At 71.5% G+C, this 15,235-nt stretch carries 15 protein-coding genes; 8 read left to right on the top strand and 7 right to left on the bottom strand.

Going from position 1 to position 15,235, the window contains the following annotated elements; all coding sequences use genetic code 11:
• The 3 genes from B9S57_RS24385 to B9S57_RS24380 form a co-directional block, all read right to left on the bottom strand.
• A partial coding sequence (locus B9S57_RS24385; protein WP_103517747.1) for a Tex family protein occupies nt 1-2,382 on the bottom strand: 2,382 nt, incomplete at its 3' end.
• Nucleotides 2,383-2,541: 159 nt separating this feature from the next.
• The gene (locus tag B9S57_RS35750) at nt 2,542-2,673 is read right to left on the bottom strand and encodes an LPFR motif small protein (protein WP_258036538.1); all 132 of its coding nucleotides are present in this window, start codon (nt 2,671-2,673) and stop codon (nt 2,542-2,544) included.
• 67 nt (nt 2,674-2,740) lie between these two features.
• Entirely contained in the window at nt 2,741-3,604 is an 864-nt protein-coding gene (locus tag B9S57_RS24380) for a hypothetical protein (RefSeq protein ID WP_103517746.1), read from the bottom strand.
• A gap of 135 nt (nt 3,605-3,739) precedes the next feature.
• Between B9S57_RS24380 and B9S57_RS24375 the strand changes: the two genes are divergently transcribed.
• Nucleotides 3,740-4,696, top strand: a complete 957-nt coding sequence (locus B9S57_RS24375; protein ID WP_103517745.1) for a GlxA family transcriptional regulator — start codon at nt 3,740-3,742, stop codon at nt 4,694-4,696.
• Between the two features lie 28 nt (nt 4,697-4,724).
• The gene (locus B9S57_RS24370; RefSeq protein WP_103517744.1) at nt 4,725-5,360 is read left to right on the top strand and encodes a DJ-1/PfpI family protein; all 636 of its coding nucleotides are present in this window, start codon (nt 4,725-4,727) and stop codon (nt 5,358-5,360) included.
• Here B9S57_RS24370 and B9S57_RS24365 read toward each other — a convergent pair.
• On the bottom strand, nt 5,347-6,147 hold the full coding sequence (locus B9S57_RS24365) for an enoyl-CoA hydratase/isomerase family protein (protein ID WP_103517743.1): 801 nt from the start codon (nt 6,145-6,147) through the stop codon (nt 5,347-5,349). The genes B9S57_RS24370 and B9S57_RS24365 overlap by 14 nt on opposite strands.
• 80 nt (nt 6,148-6,227) lie before the next feature.
• Here B9S57_RS24365 and B9S57_RS24360 point away from each other — a divergent pair, with 80 nt between their 5' ends.
• Both B9S57_RS24360 and B9S57_RS24355 read left to right on the top strand, forming a co-directional pair.
• On the top strand, nt 6,228-6,842 hold the full coding sequence (locus B9S57_RS24360; protein ID WP_103517742.1) for an HdeD family acid-resistance protein: 615 nt from the start codon (nt 6,228-6,230) through the stop codon (nt 6,840-6,842).
• Between the two features lie 148 nt (nt 6,843-6,990).
• Nucleotides 6,991-7,446, top strand: coding sequence for an ATP-binding protein (locus B9S57_RS24355; RefSeq protein ID WP_103517741.1), 456 nt, complete (start codon nt 6,991-6,993; stop codon nt 7,444-7,446).
• Nucleotides 7,447-7,470: 24 nt separating this feature from the next.
• On the opposite strand, the gene idi is transcribed toward B9S57_RS24355, so the two are convergent.
• The 3 genes from idi to galE all read right to left on the bottom strand — a co-directional run bounded on the left by idi (nt 7,471) and on the right by galE (nt 10,632).
• Nucleotides 7,471-8,064 (bottom strand): isopentenyl-diphosphate Delta-isomerase, encoded by a 594-nt coding sequence (gene idi / locus B9S57_RS24350; protein ID WP_103517740.1) that lies wholly within the window; start codon nt 8,062-8,064, stop codon nt 7,471-7,473.
• 480 nt (nt 8,065-8,544) lie between these two features.
• A complete protein-coding gene (locus B9S57_RS24340; RefSeq protein ID WP_103517739.1) occupies nt 8,545-9,486 on the bottom strand; it encodes a cation diffusion facilitator family transporter in 942 nt (313 codons plus the stop codon).
• A 165-nt stretch (nt 9,487-9,651) separates the two neighbouring features.
• On the bottom strand, nt 9,652-10,632 hold the full coding sequence (galE, locus tag B9S57_RS24335) for a UDP-glucose 4-epimerase GalE (protein ID WP_103517738.1): 981 nt from the start codon (nt 10,630-10,632) through the stop codon (nt 9,652-9,654).
• Nucleotides 10,633-10,937: 305 nt separating this feature from the next.
• On the opposite strand from galE, the gene B9S57_RS24330 reads away from it, so the two are divergent.
• Genes B9S57_RS24330 through B9S57_RS24315 form a run of 4 tightly spaced genes read left to right on the top strand, consistent with a single transcriptional unit; the run spans nt 10,938 to nt 15,232 of the window.
• Nucleotides 10,938-12,692 carry a DUF5941 domain-containing protein gene (locus B9S57_RS24330; RefSeq protein ID WP_103517737.1) on the top strand — a complete coding sequence of 585 codons (1,755 nt, stop codon included), beginning with the start codon at nt 10,938-10,940 and terminating at the stop codon, nt 12,690-12,692.
• Nucleotides 12,689-13,426: a sugar phosphate nucleotidyltransferase gene (locus B9S57_RS24325; protein WP_103517736.1), complete on the top strand. Its 738-nt coding sequence runs from the start codon at nt 12,689-12,691 to the stop codon at nt 13,424-13,426. Before B9S57_RS24330 ends, B9S57_RS24325 begins: the two co-directional genes overlap by 4 nt.
• Nucleotides 13,414-14,475: an iron-containing alcohol dehydrogenase family protein gene (locus B9S57_RS24320; RefSeq protein WP_103517735.1), complete on the top strand. Its 1,062-nt coding sequence runs from the start codon at nt 13,414-13,416 to the stop codon at nt 14,473-14,475. The genes B9S57_RS24325 and B9S57_RS24320 overlap by 13 nt, the downstream gene beginning before the upstream one ends.
• A complete protein-coding gene (locus B9S57_RS24315; RefSeq protein WP_103517734.1) occupies nt 14,453-15,232 on the top strand; it encodes a CDP-alcohol phosphatidyltransferase family protein in 780 nt (259 codons plus the stop codon). The genes B9S57_RS24320 and B9S57_RS24315 overlap by 23 nt, the downstream gene beginning before the upstream one ends.
• Nucleotides 15,233-15,235: the final 3 nt, after the last annotated feature.

The raw sequence follows: 15,235 nt of genomic DNA, 5'->3' as shown, positions 1-15,235 counted from the left end.
CATCGCGCTGTTGGCCGGAGCCGCACCGGGGCGGGGCGCACCGCCGCCGCTGTTTCCGCCTCCGCGCCTGTCGCGCCGCTGGCCGCCAGGGCGGCCGTCCTGGCTCTGGCTCTGCCCCTGGCCTTGCCGCTGCCTCGGCGGCCGCTCGCCGCCGCCCTGTGCGTTCCGTTCACGCTTCGGGCCCTGCCCGCCTCCCTGTCCGGCCGCGGCGTCGTCGTCGAGCCGCAGAGTCAGGGAGACCCGCTTGCGCGGGATGTCGACGTCCATGACCTTCACCTTGACGATGTCGCCCGGCTTCACGACATCCCGGGGGTCCTTGACGAAGGTCCGCGACATCGCCGACACATGGACGAGCCCGTCCTGGTGGACGCCGACGTCCACGAACGCGCCGAACGCCGCCACGTTCGTGACGACACCCTCCAGCACCATCCCGGGGGCCAGGTCGCCGAGCTTCTCGACACCCTCCTTGAAGGTGGCCGTCCGGAAGGCGGGCCGAGGGTCACGGCCCGGCTTCTCCAGCTCCCTGAGGATGTCCGTGACCGTCGGAAGACCGAACTTCTCGTCCACGAAGTCGTCCGGCCGCAACGACCGGAGGGTGTCCGAGTTGCCGATCAGCGAGGCGACGTCGCCGCCCGTCCGCTTCACCATCGTCCGCACCACCGGATATGCCTCCGGGTGCACGCTCGACGCGTCCAGCGGATCGTCGCCGCCCCGGATCCGGAGGAAGCCCGCACACTGCTCGTACGCCTTCGGCCCCAGCCGCGCCACATCCCTGAGCGCCCGGCGGGAGCGGAACGGACCGTTCGTGTCCCGGTGGGCCACGATGTTCTCGGCCAGCCCGGACCCGATGCCCGACACCCGCGAGAGCAGCGGCGCGGAGGCGGTGTTGACGTCGACCCCCACGCCGTTCACGCAGTCCTCGACCACCGTGTCCAGGGAGCGCGAGAGCTTCACCTCGGACAGGTCGTGCTGGTACTGGCCGACACCGATCGACTTCGGGTCGATCTTCACGAGCTCGGCCAGCGGGTCCTGCAGCCGCCGCGCGATCGAGACCGCCCCGCGCAACGAAACGTCCATGTCCGGGAGTTCCTGCGAGGCGAAGGCCGACGCCGAGTACACCGAGGCGCCCGCCTCCGACACCATGACCTTGGTGAGCTTCAACTCGGGGTGCCGGTCGCACAGTTCACCGGCGAGCTTGTCGGTCTCCCGGGACGCCGTGCCGTTCCCGATCGCGATGAGGTCGACCTGGTGCGCCTTGGCCAGACGCTCCAGCGTGGCGAGGGACTGGTCCCACTTGTTCGCCGGCACGTGCGGGTGGATGACATCCGTCGCGACGACCTTGCCGGTCGCGTCCACCACGGCCACCTTCACACCCGTACGGAAACCGGGGTCGAGCCCCAGCGTCGCCCGGGTGCCGGCCGGTGCGGCGAGCAGCAGGTCGCGCAGGTTCGAGGCGAAGACCCGCACGGCCTCGTCCTCCGCGGCGGTGCGCAGCCGCAGCCGCAGATCGATCCCGAGGTGCACCAGGACGCGGGTCCGCCAGGCCCAGCGCACCGTGTCGCCGAGCCACTTGTCCCCGGGCCGGCCGCGGTCCGCGACACCGAACCGGCGCGCGATCATGTTCTCGTAGGAGGAGGGACCGGGCTGCTCGGAGGGCTCCTCCGGCTCCAGGACCAGGTCGAGCACGTCCTCCTTCTCGCCCCGGAGCATCGCCAGGATCCGGTGGGAGGGCAGCGCGGTGAACGGTTCAGCGAAGTCGAAGTAGTCGGCGAACTTCGCGCCCGCCTCCTCCTTGCCGTCGCGCACCTTCGCGACGACCCTGCCGCGCGACCACATGCGTTCGCGCAGCTCGCCGGTCAGATCGGCGTCTTCCGAGAAGCGCTCGGCCAGGATCGACCGGGCTCCGTCGAGGGCCGCCGCCGGATCCGCGACGCCCTTGCCGGCGTCGACGAACGCCGCAGCCGCCGTGGACGGGTCCACGGACGGGTCGGAGAGCAGCCCGTCGGCCAGGGGCTCCAGGCCCGCCTCGCGCGCGATCTGGGCCTTCGTCCGACGCTTGGGCTTGAAGGGCAGGTAGATGTCCTCCAGCCGCGCCTTCGTGTCTGCCGCCCGGATCTGCGCCTCCAGGGTGGCGTCGAGCTTGCCCTGCTCACGCACGGAATCGAGGACCGCCGTACGGCGGTCCTCGAGTTCCCGCAGATACCGCAACCGCTCCTCGAGCGTGCGCAGCTGCGTATCGTCGAGCGTCTCGGTCGCTTCCTTGCGGTAGCGCGCGATGAACGGCACGGTCGACCCGCTGTCGAGCAGATCGACGGCCGCCTTCACCTGACGCTCACGTACGCCGAGCTCCTCGGCGATCCTGCCTTCGATGGACGTCGTCACGGTTTTCCCGACTCGCCTTCTCGTACTGGCTGTGCTGGCTGTGCCACTGGGGTGGTCCACACCCGGGTGGGCCCCTTCGCCTGCATTGTGCCGGGTTGCCGGGGGCCGTGTCGCGTGACCTGGTCGATCACGGCCCCGCCGTCCTGCCGGACGGTCAGGTCAGACGCGCCGCGTCCTGCCGCTGCGCGAGGCGCCGCCGAACAGGCCGGCCAGGAGCCGGAAGGGCAGGGTCACCACGGTGGCGATGGCCGAGCCGACGGTACTCAGGGCGTTTGCTATCGCACGGAACACGGTGTGCCTCCTTCGTAGGTCGTACCTACCGGCTGACCCGTCCCGCCGCCGCTAAACGCCCGCGCGCTCAGCCCTTGCCGACCAGGTCGTCGGGGAACGCCCCCGCGGCGGCCGCCGTGAACAGGAATCCGCGGCCGAGCTCGGTGAGCCGGGCCACGCCGTCGGCGCCCAGGTGCTCGTACGGCGCGGCGTCCATCCGGTCCGTCGCCTCCTCCAGGCCGGCCCTGAGGGCGGTGCCCGCGTCGGTCAGCTCGCCCTCGGCGTCCAGCAGGCCCCGGCCGCGCAGCCGCTCCACCGCGGCGTCCCAGTCCGTGCGGCGCCAGCCGCGGGTGGCCAGGATCCAGCGCGGCGCCATGCCCTTGCCGGTGGCGGTGTGGCTGACCAAGGCTTCCAACGGGTCGAGCCCGGCCGTGAGCAGCGCGGCCAGATGCCCGTCGCCGCGGTGTTCACGCAGCAGCGTCGCCGCGTGCCAGTACGCCATGTGCGGCTGCTCCGGCACCGGCAGGTCCGCGTGCGCGGCGTACAGCGGACGGGCGTGCCGGGTGCAGGCCTCGGCGGCGCGCAGGGCCAGCCCGGCCGCCTCCGCCATCTCCGGGGAGGCGAGGGTCTCCTCGCCGAGAACCCGGCGCAGCGTCGCGTCGGCTGCCCGGAATCGCGCGTCGAGCGCTGCGGCGGGAGTGATGTCCGACCAGACGGCGGGCACATGACGCGCCACGAGCTCGTGGTTGAAGTTGTAGAAGGTCGAGGTGACCGTGCCTGCCCCGGCCGCCCCCAGGGCGGCACCCCGGGCGGCGAAGTAGACACGGCTCTCGTTGTCGACGCCGAGCTCCCCGAACTCCTTGCCGAGGTCGGGGGAGAAGTAGACGCAGGAGTGCAGCGGGTTGAGTGCGTTGTGACAGCGGCGCCCGGCGCGGGGCGGGAGAGTGGTCATGCCCGCACGTTACCGACTGGTTGGTACGGAGGGTAGACCCGGGGCCGCCGCCAACCGACCGCCCGGCACCCATGGCAGGAAAGGTGGGGAACTCGTCATTGCGGCCATCGGGCCGCCCGCCCCAGGATGGCCCGCATGAAGCAGCGATCCGTACGCGTCGTCCTCTTCGAGGGCGTCCAGAGCCTCGACGTCAGCGGCCCCATGGAGGTCTTCGCCGGCGCCTCCCGCTTTCCCGGGGTCTCCTACGAGCTGCGCACCGCCTCCCTGGACGGCGCACCGGTCCGCTGCTCCAGCGGCCTCACCCTCGTCCCCGACGGCGCTCTCGCGGACGCCGCCCCACCCGATCTGCTTCTCGTGCCGGGCGGTGCGGGCACGAGGACCCCCGACCCGGCGCTGGTCGACTGGCTCCGCGCACACGCTCCGTCGGCCCGGCAGCTGGTCTCGGTCTGCACCGGCGCCCTGCTCCTCGCGGCGGCGGGCCTGCTCGACGGCCACCGGGTGACCACGCACTGGTCCGTGTGCGAGACGCTCGCCCGGAACCATCCGGCCGTCCGGGTCGACCCGGACCCGATCTTCGTACGGGACGGACGGCTGGCCACGTCCGCAGGTGTCACCGCCGGCATCGACCTCGCGCTCGCCCTGGTCGAGGAGGAGCACGGCCGGGAGGTGGCGCTCGGCATCGCACGCCATCTCGTCGTCTTCCTGAGGCGTCCTGGCAACCAGGCACAGTTCAGCGCCCAGCTCACCGCCCAGACCGCCGTCCGCGAGCCCCTCAGGGAGGTCCAGCACTGGGTCGCCGAGCACCCGGACGCCGACCTCTCGGTGGAGGCGCTCGCGGCCCGTGCCAGGCTCTCGCCCCGCCACTTCGCCCGGGCCTTCCAGGCCGAGACGGGCCTGACCCCCGGCAAGTACGTCGAGCGGGTACGCCTCGAACAGGCGCGCCGTCTGCTGGAGGACACTACCGACGGCGTCACGGGGATCTCCCGCGCCAGCGGATACGGCACTCCCGAAGCGATGCGCCGCGCCTTCGTCAAAGCCCTGGGCACGGCGCCCGCCGAGTACAGGCGCCGCTTCCGGGCCCCCTCCGTGTGACCCCCTAGCTCCTCCGAGAGGAACTGCCATGCAGATCGCCATCGTGCTCTTCGACCGCTTCACCGCCCTGGACGTGGTCGGCCCCTACGAGATGCTCAACCGGGTACCCGGGGCCGAGACCGTCCTCGTCACCGAACGGGCGGGGCCGGTGCGCAACGACCGGGGAAGCCTCTCGCTCGTCGCCGACCGTACGCTCGCCGACGTACCCGCCCCCGACCTGGTCATCGTGCCGGGAGGCCCCGGACAGAGCGACCAGATGGACAACGGGACGCTGCTCGACTGGCTCAGGGCGGCAGATGCCACCAGCACCTGGACGACCTCCGTGTGCACCGGCTCCCTCCTGCTCGCCGCCGCCGGACTGCTCACCGGCCGGCGCGCCACTTCGCACTGGCTCGCCCTCGACGTCCTGAGGACCTACGGATCCGAGCCGACCGAGGAGCGGGTCGTCCTCGACGGCAAGTACGTCACGGCCGCCGGAGTCTCCGCCGGTATCGACATGGGCCTCACCCTCCTCGGGAGGATCGCGGGCGACGCGTACGCACGGACCGTCCAGCTCCTGACCGAGTACGACCCCCAGCCGCCCTACGACAGTGGATCACCGCGGAAGGCGTCCGCGGCCGTGGTCGAGGAGTGGCGGGCCAAGAGCCGGTTCATCCCGACGTAGGCGCGGCCCCGGCGGACCCCGTGGTCCAGGTGAAGCGGGGAGCGCGGCGCTCCAGGAAGGCGGCGACCCCCTCGGCGGTGTCGCCGCTGCCGTCGGACTGCCGCGACCAGTGGGCGTCCCGGCCCTCGCGACCGTCGGCGAACTCCTTGGCCGCCGCCTGAGTCAGCTGCGAACGGGATGCCAGGACCCGTGCGAACGCGAGCACCCGGTCCTCCAGCCCGCCCGCGGGCAGGACCTCGTCCACCAGCCCCGTGCGCAGGGCGCGTTCCGTGCCGATCAGCTCGCCCGAGAAGAGCAGGTACTTCGCGGTGGCCGGGCCCACCAGCGCGACCAGCCGGCGCGTGGAGGACGAGGGGTAGACGATCCCGAGCTTGGCCGGGGTGATGCCGAAGGACGCGCCCTCCTCGGCGAAGCGGAGGTCGCACGCCGCCGCGAGCTGACTGCCGCCTCCCACGCAGTATCCGCGTACGGCTGCCAGCGTCGGCCGGGGGAAGGCCGCCAGTGCCTCCTCCGCCTCGACGGCGAGCGCCTGCGGCCGCCCTGCCGGGTCCCGGAGGGAGCCGATGTCCGCACCGGCGCAGAAGGTCTCACCGGCGCCGGTGAGGACGAGGCCCCGCACACCGGGGTCGGCGGCCAGCTCCTCCAGCAGCCGGGGCAGCGCCTGCCACATGCCGGCGGTCATGGCGTTGCGCTTGGCGGGGTTGCTGATGACGACGGTGGCGATGCCGTCCGTGACCGCGTGCTCCAGCCGTGGCTCCGCCGGCGCCGTCCGCTCCCTGAAGTCCATGCGCCGGATGCTATCCGCACGACCCGAACCTATGATCAGGAAGGGGCCGCGAGCGGGCACGCACCGTGAGGAGCTGTCGGATGGCCGGACCCACGGCCGAGGGCGAGAAGCCCCGGCCCACGACCGAGGGTAAGAAGCTCACCCGCAGTTTCAGCGTGCTCGCCCTGTTCGGAGCGCTCCTGGTCGTCGCGGGGCTCGTCGGCCTCGTCTACACCGGCGTGGCCACCCTCACCTCGATGATCCTCTTCGGCTGGCTGCTGCTCGTCGGCGGACTCGTCGGCCTCCTCCACGCGGTCCAGGCCCGCGGCACCCCGTACTTCTGGCTGGGCGTGGTGGTCGCCGCGCTGAACATCGCGGCCGGTGTCGTCGTCATCAGGAATCCGGTGGGCACGGCCGAGGCGCTGACGATGTTCGCCGCGCTGCTCTTCCTCACCGGGGGAGTGTTCCGGCTGGTCGGCAGCGTCGTCGTACGCGGTCCCCAGTTCGGCTGGACCCTGCTGCAGGGTGCCTTCGGGCTGCTGCTGGGGGTGCTGGTGCTCGTCGACTGGCCGCACAGCAGTCTCTACGTGCTGGGGTGCTTCTTCTCGCTGGCCCTGCTGTTCGACGGGCTCGGACTGATCGCGATCGGAGTGGGCGGGCGACGCGTCGTCAGTCTGGTGACGGACCAGATGACGCCTCAAGAAGGTGAGAAGTAGTCCAATCACCTGACGCTGTCATACCCACTCGGTCACTTTGCATCTAGAACCGACCATTTGTGGTCAGAGCTGCGGTCCGGACCACACCCTTCCCGACACTCATTACTCGATGGTCAGTGAGATGCGAGTCGAGAGCGGGTGCCGGTCTATGGAGAGCCGCGGGAGTGTTCCGGCCCATCCCGTGCCGTACGAGGGAGTGTGGCGCTTCACCGCCCCCGCCGTCGACGTCTCGGTGCCGCAGGCCCGGCACGCGGTACGGGACCTGATCGACCGGCAGGGCGTACCCGTCGAGGACGACATCCTCCAGGGCCTGCTGCTGATCATCTCGGAGCTGGTCACCAACGCGGTGCGGCACGCGGCCCTGCTCTCGCCCGAACTGGCGGTCGAGGTGGCCATCGGGGCGGAATGGATCAGGGTCTCCGTCGAGGACAACCACCCCTACCGCCCGACGGCGCTGGTCACCGACTACGCGCAGACCGGCGGTCGCGGGCTGCTCCTGGTCCGGGAGATCACCGCCGAGGCGGGCGGTACCTGCGACGTGGAGCACACCGCGGGCGGCGGCAAGATCATCTGGGCGGCGCTGCCCCTGAAGACGCAGCTCTGACCGCCCCTGCCCGGTGTGCGGAGCTCACCAGCCCGCGGACGGACCCGTCAGCTCCCTGATCGCGGGGCGCGCGGAGTCGAGCACGGTCATGAACCACGCCGAGAACGGTGCCTCGGCATGACGCTCCGCGAGCTCACCGGCGGTCACGAAGGCCGTCTCGCCGACCTCCTCCTCGTCCGGCCGCAGGTGTTCCTGCACCATCCCGACGAACAGGTGGTTGAACTCCTGCTCCACGAGCCCCGACACGGGATCGGGGTGGTTGTAGCGGACCGTGCCCGCCGCCGCGAGCAGCGAGGGCGAGACGCCGAGCTCCTCGTACGTGCGCCGCGCGGCGGCCGCGAACGGCGCCTCTCCCGGATAGGGGTGGCCGCAGCAGGTGTTCGACCACACGCCGGGGGAGTGGTACTTGCCGAGCGCACGGCGCTGGAGCAGCAGCCGTCCCTGCTCGTCGAAGAGGAAGACGGAGAAAGCCCGGTGGAGCTGGCCGGGGGCCTGGTGAGCCGCGAGCTTCTCCGCTGTGCCGATGGTGGTGCCGCTCTCGTCGACCAGTTCGAGCATGATCGCGTCTGCTGTGCCGTTCGACGAGCTGTGCGCCGCGGTGGCTGGTGTGGTCGGCATACCCATCCTTCGCTTTGGTTCCCGGCCTCGTGCGCCGGACCCCTCGAGTGCGGTCAAGTCTGCCGTACAAAAGCCGCTTGTCCGCACTTCGGGTGCTGGCATGTCCGTCCTGCCGCGCCCCGCGGGGCGCGGCAGGACGGACACCGCGTCAGACGCGAAAAGCCGCCCGGACGGTGGATCATGCCCCCCGGGGCCGGAACGGAACCGTCCGGGACCAGCGCCGTCATCGCCTCGTCCGGCACCTCGAAACCCGGCCTGGTTCCCGAACCGCGAGGCCGGCACGGAGCCGGGGCCCGGGTGGCACTCCGGACGCCCGAGCACCAGGACGAGTGACTCCCCGTAGCCGTGCGGTGTCCAGCACCGCCCGCCCCACCGCCGTCGCCCGGACAGTCATGACCCTCGCTCCCTCTCACGTCGACCGGCTCCGGTCCAGGAGACACTGAGACACGACGCAGACCCTGGCACCGGGCTTCCGGCCCCTCAGTGGCAGAGCCGCGCCTCGTGCTCCGCGTGCCCGCTGGGCTCCAGCTGGAAGGTGCAGTGCTCGACGTCGAAGTGGTGGCCCAGACAGCCCTGGAGATCGTGCAGGAGCTTCTCGTGGCCGATCGAGTCCAGCATCTCCTGGTGCACGACCACATGGGCGGAGAGGACCGGCATGCCGGAGGTGATCGTCCAGGCGTGCAGATCGTGGACGTCCAGCACACCGGGCAGCGCCGTGATGTGCGCGCGCACGTCGTCCATGTCGACGCCCTTGGGGGCCGACTCCAGCAGCACGTCGAGCGTCTCCCGCAGGAGTTTGACCGTACGGGGGACGATCATGAGACCGATCAGCAGCGAGGCGATGGGGTCGGCGGCCTGCCAGCCGGTGGCCATGATGATGCCCGCGGACACCAGGACGGTCATCGAGCCGAGCGTGTCCGCCACGACCTCGAGGTAGGCGCCCCGCACGTTGAGGCTGTCCCGCTGCCCGCGCATCAGCAGGGAGAGGGAGACCACGTTGGCCACCAGCCCGACGGCGGCGAACGCGATGGCCAGGCCGCCCCTGGTCTCGGCCGGAGTGATGAAGCGGTCTACGGCCTCGAAGACCAGGTATCCGCCCACGCCGAGGAGCAGCAGGCAGTTGGCCAGTGCGGCGAGGATCTCGGCCCGGGCGTAACCGAAGGTGCGGTTGGGACCGGCCGGCCGGTTGGCGAAGTGGATCGCCAGCAGGGCCATGCCGAGCCCCAGCGCGTCGGTCGCCATGTGGGCGGCGTCCGCGATCAGGGCGAGCGAGTCGGCGAGCAGCCCGCCGACGATCTCCATGACCATGACGCCGAGCGTGATGCCCAGGGCGACCCGGAGCCGACCCTGGTACGCGGCGGCGGCCGTCCCCGTCGGGGGAGCCCCTCCGTGCGTGTGCCCGTGATCGTGGCCAGCCCCCATGAGTACGCCTCCGGAAAGGTGTGGTCCAGCTCGGACGCGCCTCGCCCGATGCGGCCAGTGAACTACGGGGGAGGGGCAGCGGGCAACACGGCACTGAACACCGTTGTCATGTGCTCTGACCTGCAGAAACGATCGCAGGTCAGCGCGCTGACGGGGAGCGGTCCGTCACCGCGCGACACGGGCTTCGGGGTGGCGCAGGCACCAGCCTTCCCAGGCCGACCGCACCATCTCGCGCATGTCACGCCGTGCCGTCCAGCCCAGCTCGTCGGTCATCCGGGTGGCCGACGCGACCGCCCGCGCCGCGTCCCCCGGCCTCCGCGGCTCGACCACCGGCTCCGCCGGGAGGCCGGTGACCTCTGCCACCAGCTCGGCGATCCGGCGTACCGAGACGCCCTCGCCCCGGCCGATGTTCACGGTGAGGTCGCCGGCGCCCGCGCCCATCTTCCGGGCGACGGCCAGGTGCGCGTCCGCCAGGTCGGCGACATGGATGTAGTCGCGTACGCAGGTGCCGTCCGGTGTCGGGTAGTCGTCACCGAAGATCCGCGGAGCCTCGCCCCGCGTCAGCCGGTCGAAGAACATCGGGACGACGTTGAAGACACCCGTGTCGGCCAGCCCGGGCTCGGCCGACCCCGCCACGTTGAAGTACCGCAGACAGGCCGTCGAGATGCCGTGGGCCCGGCCCGTCGCGCGCACCAGCCACTCCCCGGCGAGCTTGGTCTCGCCGTAGGGGCTGATCGGCGCGCAGGGGGTCTCCTCCGTGATGAGATCCACGTCGGGGACGCCGTAGACCGCCGCCGAGGAGGACAGCAGGAAGCGCCGGACCCCGGCCGCGACCACGGCCTCCAGCAGCACCGTGAGCCCGGCCACGTTCTCCCGGTAGTAGAGCAGCGGCTTCTCGACGGACTCCCCGACCTGCTTCTTCGCCGCGAGATGCACCACACCCGAAACGGCGTGCTCCGCCAGCACCCGGTCCACCACCCCGCGGTCCGAGGCCGAGCCCCGCACCAGGGTGATGCCCGCGGGCAGCCGTTCCTCGATGCCCGTCGAGAGGTCGTCGAGGACGACGACCCTCTCTCCGGCAGCCGTCATGGCCTTCGCCACATGTGCCCCGATATATCCGGCCCCGCCTGTGATCAACCACGTCATATGAGCCAGCTTATGCGCAGTCCGGACGCGGTTTGTGGGTCGAGGTGTTGATCGACGATGATGATCGCGAACGGCGCCGCATGATGGCTGATTCGCCCGAACGGAGCACAAACGGGCGGTGAACTAGGTCTTCCGTTCATCCGATAGCCTCAGCCGACGCGCCGCCGGTCCATCTCCGGGCCTCATGTCCGCGCGCCGGTCCCGTCAGCACCAAGGAGTGAGTTCGTCTGTCGACCGCCATCCTCACCGGTGCGCCGGTACCCGGATCGTCGCTCGAGGACGATCTGCGGTCACTCGGCTTCGAGGTGACTGCCGCAGCTGATGCCACCGAGGCGGCCGAGCTGCTCGCGGCAGTCCCCGCGAGCAGACGCGTCGCGCTCGTGGACCCCCGCTTCGTCGGCCACGTCCACGCCCTCAGGCTCGGACTCACCGACCCCCGCTTCGCCGCCGCGTCGATCCCCGGGGCGCTCACCGCGCAGCCGGAAGCGCGTCCCGCCCTGCTCCGCGCCCTGCGGCGGGTCGTGACCGCCGTCGGTGCGGGAAGCCCCGTCGCGCCTCCCGGCGCCCGGCCCGTCACCGAGGAACGCACGGTGCCCGGCCGGCTGGCCGTGGCGCTGGAGGCGGAGGGCACCCCCGTACAGCGCCCCGAGCTCGGTTCGCTCACGGCCTCCGTGCCCAGGGCACCCGAGGAGCGGTCCACCGCCCTGGCGGCCGCGGCCGCGGTCGACGACGAGGCCGTACGGCTGCGCAACGCGGTGAAGGCCCACGACGGCTTCTTCACCACCTACTTCATCAGCCCCTACTCCCGCTACATCGCCCGTTGGTGCGCCCGCCGGGGGTTCACTCCCAACCAGGTCACCACCGCCTCGCTGATCACCGCGCTGATCGCGGCCGGCAGCGCGGCGACCGGCACCCGCGGCGGCTACGTCGCCGCCGGGGTGCTCCTGCTCCTCTCCTTCGTCCTGGACTGCACCGACGGGCAGCTCGCCCGGTACTCGCTCCAGTACTCGACGATGGGCGCCTGGCTGGACGCCACCTTCGACCGGGCCAAGGAGTACGCGTACTACGCGGGCCTCGCCCTCGGTGCCGCCCGGGGCGGCGACGACGTATGGGTCCTCGCGCTCGGCGCGATGGTGCTCCAGGCCTGCCGCCACGTCGTCGACTTCTCGTTCAACGAGGCGAACCACGACGCGGTGTCCAACACGAGCCCCACCGCCGCGCTCTCCGACAAGCTCGACAGCGTCGGCTGGACGGTCTGGCTGCGCCGGATGATAGTCCTGCCCATCGGCGAACGCTGGGCGATGATCGCCGTGCTCACCGCGGTGACCACGCCCCGGATCGTCTTCTACGCGCTGCTCGTCGGCTGCGCCCTCGCCGCCTGCTACACGACGGCCGGCCGTCTGCTGCGCTCGCTGACCCGTAAGGCGCAGCGCACCGACCGCGCGGCCCGGGCGCTGTACGACCTCGCCGACTCCGGACCGCTCGCCCAGGCCGCGGCAGCCGCGCTGCGCCGTCCGGGCGGTGGCTTCACGGCCCCGGTCCTGGCGTTCGCCGGGGCGCTGGTGATGGTCGCCGCGGCCCTGTTCGCCCCCTACGGCGGCTGGCTCACCGTCGGCGTGGCGGCGGTGTACGCGGTCCTCTCGGGCATGGCCGTGTCGAGGCCGCTCAAGGGCGCGCTCGACTGGCTCGTCCCTCCGGTCTTCCGGGCGGCCGAGTACTGCACGGTCCTCGTCCTGGCGGCCCGCAGCGACGTACCGCACGCCGTTCCCGCGGCATTCGGTCTGGTTTCGGCCGTCGCCTACCATCACTACGACACGGTGTACCGCATCCGGGGCGGCACCGGGGCACCGCCCCAGTGGCTGGTGCGCACCGTCGGCGGGCACGAGGGCCGGACCCTGGTCGTGGCCGTACTCGCCGCCGTACTGATCCATGGTTCAGGTTTCACCACGGCTCTGACCGCCCTCGCGGCCGCCGTGGCTCTGGTGGTGCTCGTGGAGTCCATCCGCTTCTGGGTGTCCTCCTCGGCCCCCGCCGTACACGACGAAGGAGAACTCGCATGATCGGCCTCGTACTGGCAGCCGGTGCCGGACGCCGTCTGCGTCCGTACACGGACACGCTGCCCAAGGCCCTGGTGCCGGTGGACGGCGAGAAGACGGTCCTGGACCTGACGCTGGCCAACTTCGCCGAGGTCGGACTCACCGAGGTCGCGGTCGTCGTCGGCTACCGCAAGGAAGCGGTCTACGCCCGCAAGGCCGAGTTCGAGGCGAAGTACGGCGTGACCCTGACGCTGATCGACAACGACAAGGCCGAGGAGTGGAACAACGCCTACTCCCTGTGGTGCGCACGTGAGGTCCTGAAGAAGGGCGTCATCCTCGCCAACGGCGACACCGTCCACCCGGTCTCCGTCGAGAAGACCCTCCTGGACGCGCGCGGCAACGGCCAGAAGATCATCCTCGCCCTCGACACGGCGAAGACCCTCGCCGACGAGGAGATGAAGGTCATCACGGAGGACGGCAAGGGCGTCCGCCGGATCACCAAGCTGATGGACCCGGCCACCGCGACCGGCGAGTACATCGGCGTCACGCTGATCGAGCCCGAGGCCGCCGAAGAGCTCGCCGACGCCCTGAGGACCACCTTCGAGCGGGACCCCGACCTCTACTACGAGGACGGCTACCAGGAGCTCGTGAACCGCGGCTTCACGGTCGACGTCGCACCCATCGGCGAGGTGACGTGGGTCGAGATCGACAACCACGACGACCTCGCCCGGGGCAGGGAGATCGCGTGCCTGTACTGACCCGGCTCATCCCGTCGCCGGTCGTCGTCGACATCCGGCGCGGCGCGATGGACGATCTGGCCGGCGTCCTCGCCGACCAGCGGATCTCCGCGTCGGGCAAGCTCGCCATCGCGATCAGCGGGGGGTCCGGGCGCGCCCTGCGCGAGCGGCTCGCCCCGGTGCTGCCGGGCGCCGACTGGTATCCGGTCGTCGACGGCACGATCGACTCCGCGGTGCGGCTCGCCGACGGGATCAAGGGCAACCGCTACGACGCCGTGGTCGGTCTCGGCGGCGGCAAGATCATCGACGTGGCGAAGTACGCAGCGGCCCGGGTGGGCATGCCCATGGTCGCCGTCGCGACGAACCTCTCCCACGACGGGCTCTGCTCGCCGGTCGCGACCCTGGACAACGACAACGGGCGGGGTTCCTACGGGGTCCCCACCCCGATCGCCGTGGTCATCGACCTCGATGTGATCCGTGAGGCGCCCGCGCGCTATGTGCGCTCTGGCATCGGCGACGCGGTCTCCAACATCTCCTGCGTCGCCGACTGGGAGCTCGCCCACGAGGTCGAGGGCGAGGAGATCGACGGGCTCGCGGCCGCCATGGCCCGGCAGGCCGGCGAGGCAGTGCTCCGCCACCCCGGCGGGGTCGGCGACGACGCCTTCCTCAAGGTGCTGGCCGAAGGCCTCGTCCTGACGGGCATCTCGATGTCGGTCGCAGGGGACTCCCGGCCCGCCTCGGGCGCCTGCCACGAGATCAACCACGCCTTCGACCTGCTCCACCCGAAGCGCGCGGCCAGTCACGGGGAGCAGGTCGGCCTCGGCGCCTGCTTCGCCATGCACCTGCGGGGCGCGGGCGACGAGGCACTCCAGATGGCGTCCGTACTGCGGCGCCACGGGCTGCCGGTGCTGCCCGAGGAGATCGGCTTCACCGCCGAGGAGTTCGTGGGGGCCGTCGAGTACGCCCCGCAGACGCGCCCGGGACGCTTCACGATCCTGGAACACCTCAACCTGTCCACCGACCAGATCAGGGACGCGTACGCCGACTATGCAAAAGCCATCCATAGCTGAACTCCGCCCGGTCGTGCACCCGCCGGGTGTGAAGGACCGGCGCAGCGGCGAGCACTGGGCGGGTCGGCTCTACATGCGCGAGATCTCGCTGCGCATCACCCGGCGCCTGGTGACCACCAAGGTCACGCCCAACCAGCTGACCTACGTGATGACCGTCGCGGGCGTGCTCGCGGCCCCGGCCCTGCTCGTGCCGGGCATCCCGGGCGCCCTGCTCGGTGTCCTCGCCGTCCAGCTGTACCTGCTGTTCGACTGCGTCGACGGCGAGGTGGCCCGCTGGAAGAAGCAGTACTCGCTGGCCGGCGTCTACCTGGACCGGGTGGCCGCCTATCTGTGTGACGCGGCGGTGCTGGTCGGCTTCGGCCTGCGCGCCGCCGACCTGTGGGGCACGGGCCGCATCGACTGGCTCTGGGCGTTCCTGGGAACACTGGCCGCGCTGGGCGCGATCCTGATCAAGTCCGAGACCGACCTCGTCGGCGTCGCGCGCCACCAGGGCGGGCTGCCGCCCGTCAAGGAGGCCGCGTCCGAGCCCCGCTCCTCCGGGATGGCGTTCGCCCGCCGTGCGGCCGGTGCGCTCAAGTTCCACCGGCTCATCCTCGGCATCGAGGCGTCCTTCGTGATCCTGGCGGCGGCCGTGCTCGACGTGGTCAGGGACGACCTCTTCTTCAGCCGTCTCGCGGTCGCTGTCATGGCCGGCATCGCCCTTCTCCAGACCGTCCTGCACCTGGTGTCGATCCTGGCGTCCAGCAGGCTGAAGTGAGCT

This window comes from Streptomyces sp. SM10 (assembly GCF_002910915.1).
GTDB lineage: Bacteria > Actinomycetota > Actinomycetes > Streptomycetales > Streptomycetaceae > Streptomyces.
Note: the sequence above shows the minus strand (reverse complement) of the source record. Positions and strands in the feature narration are given on the sequence as shown.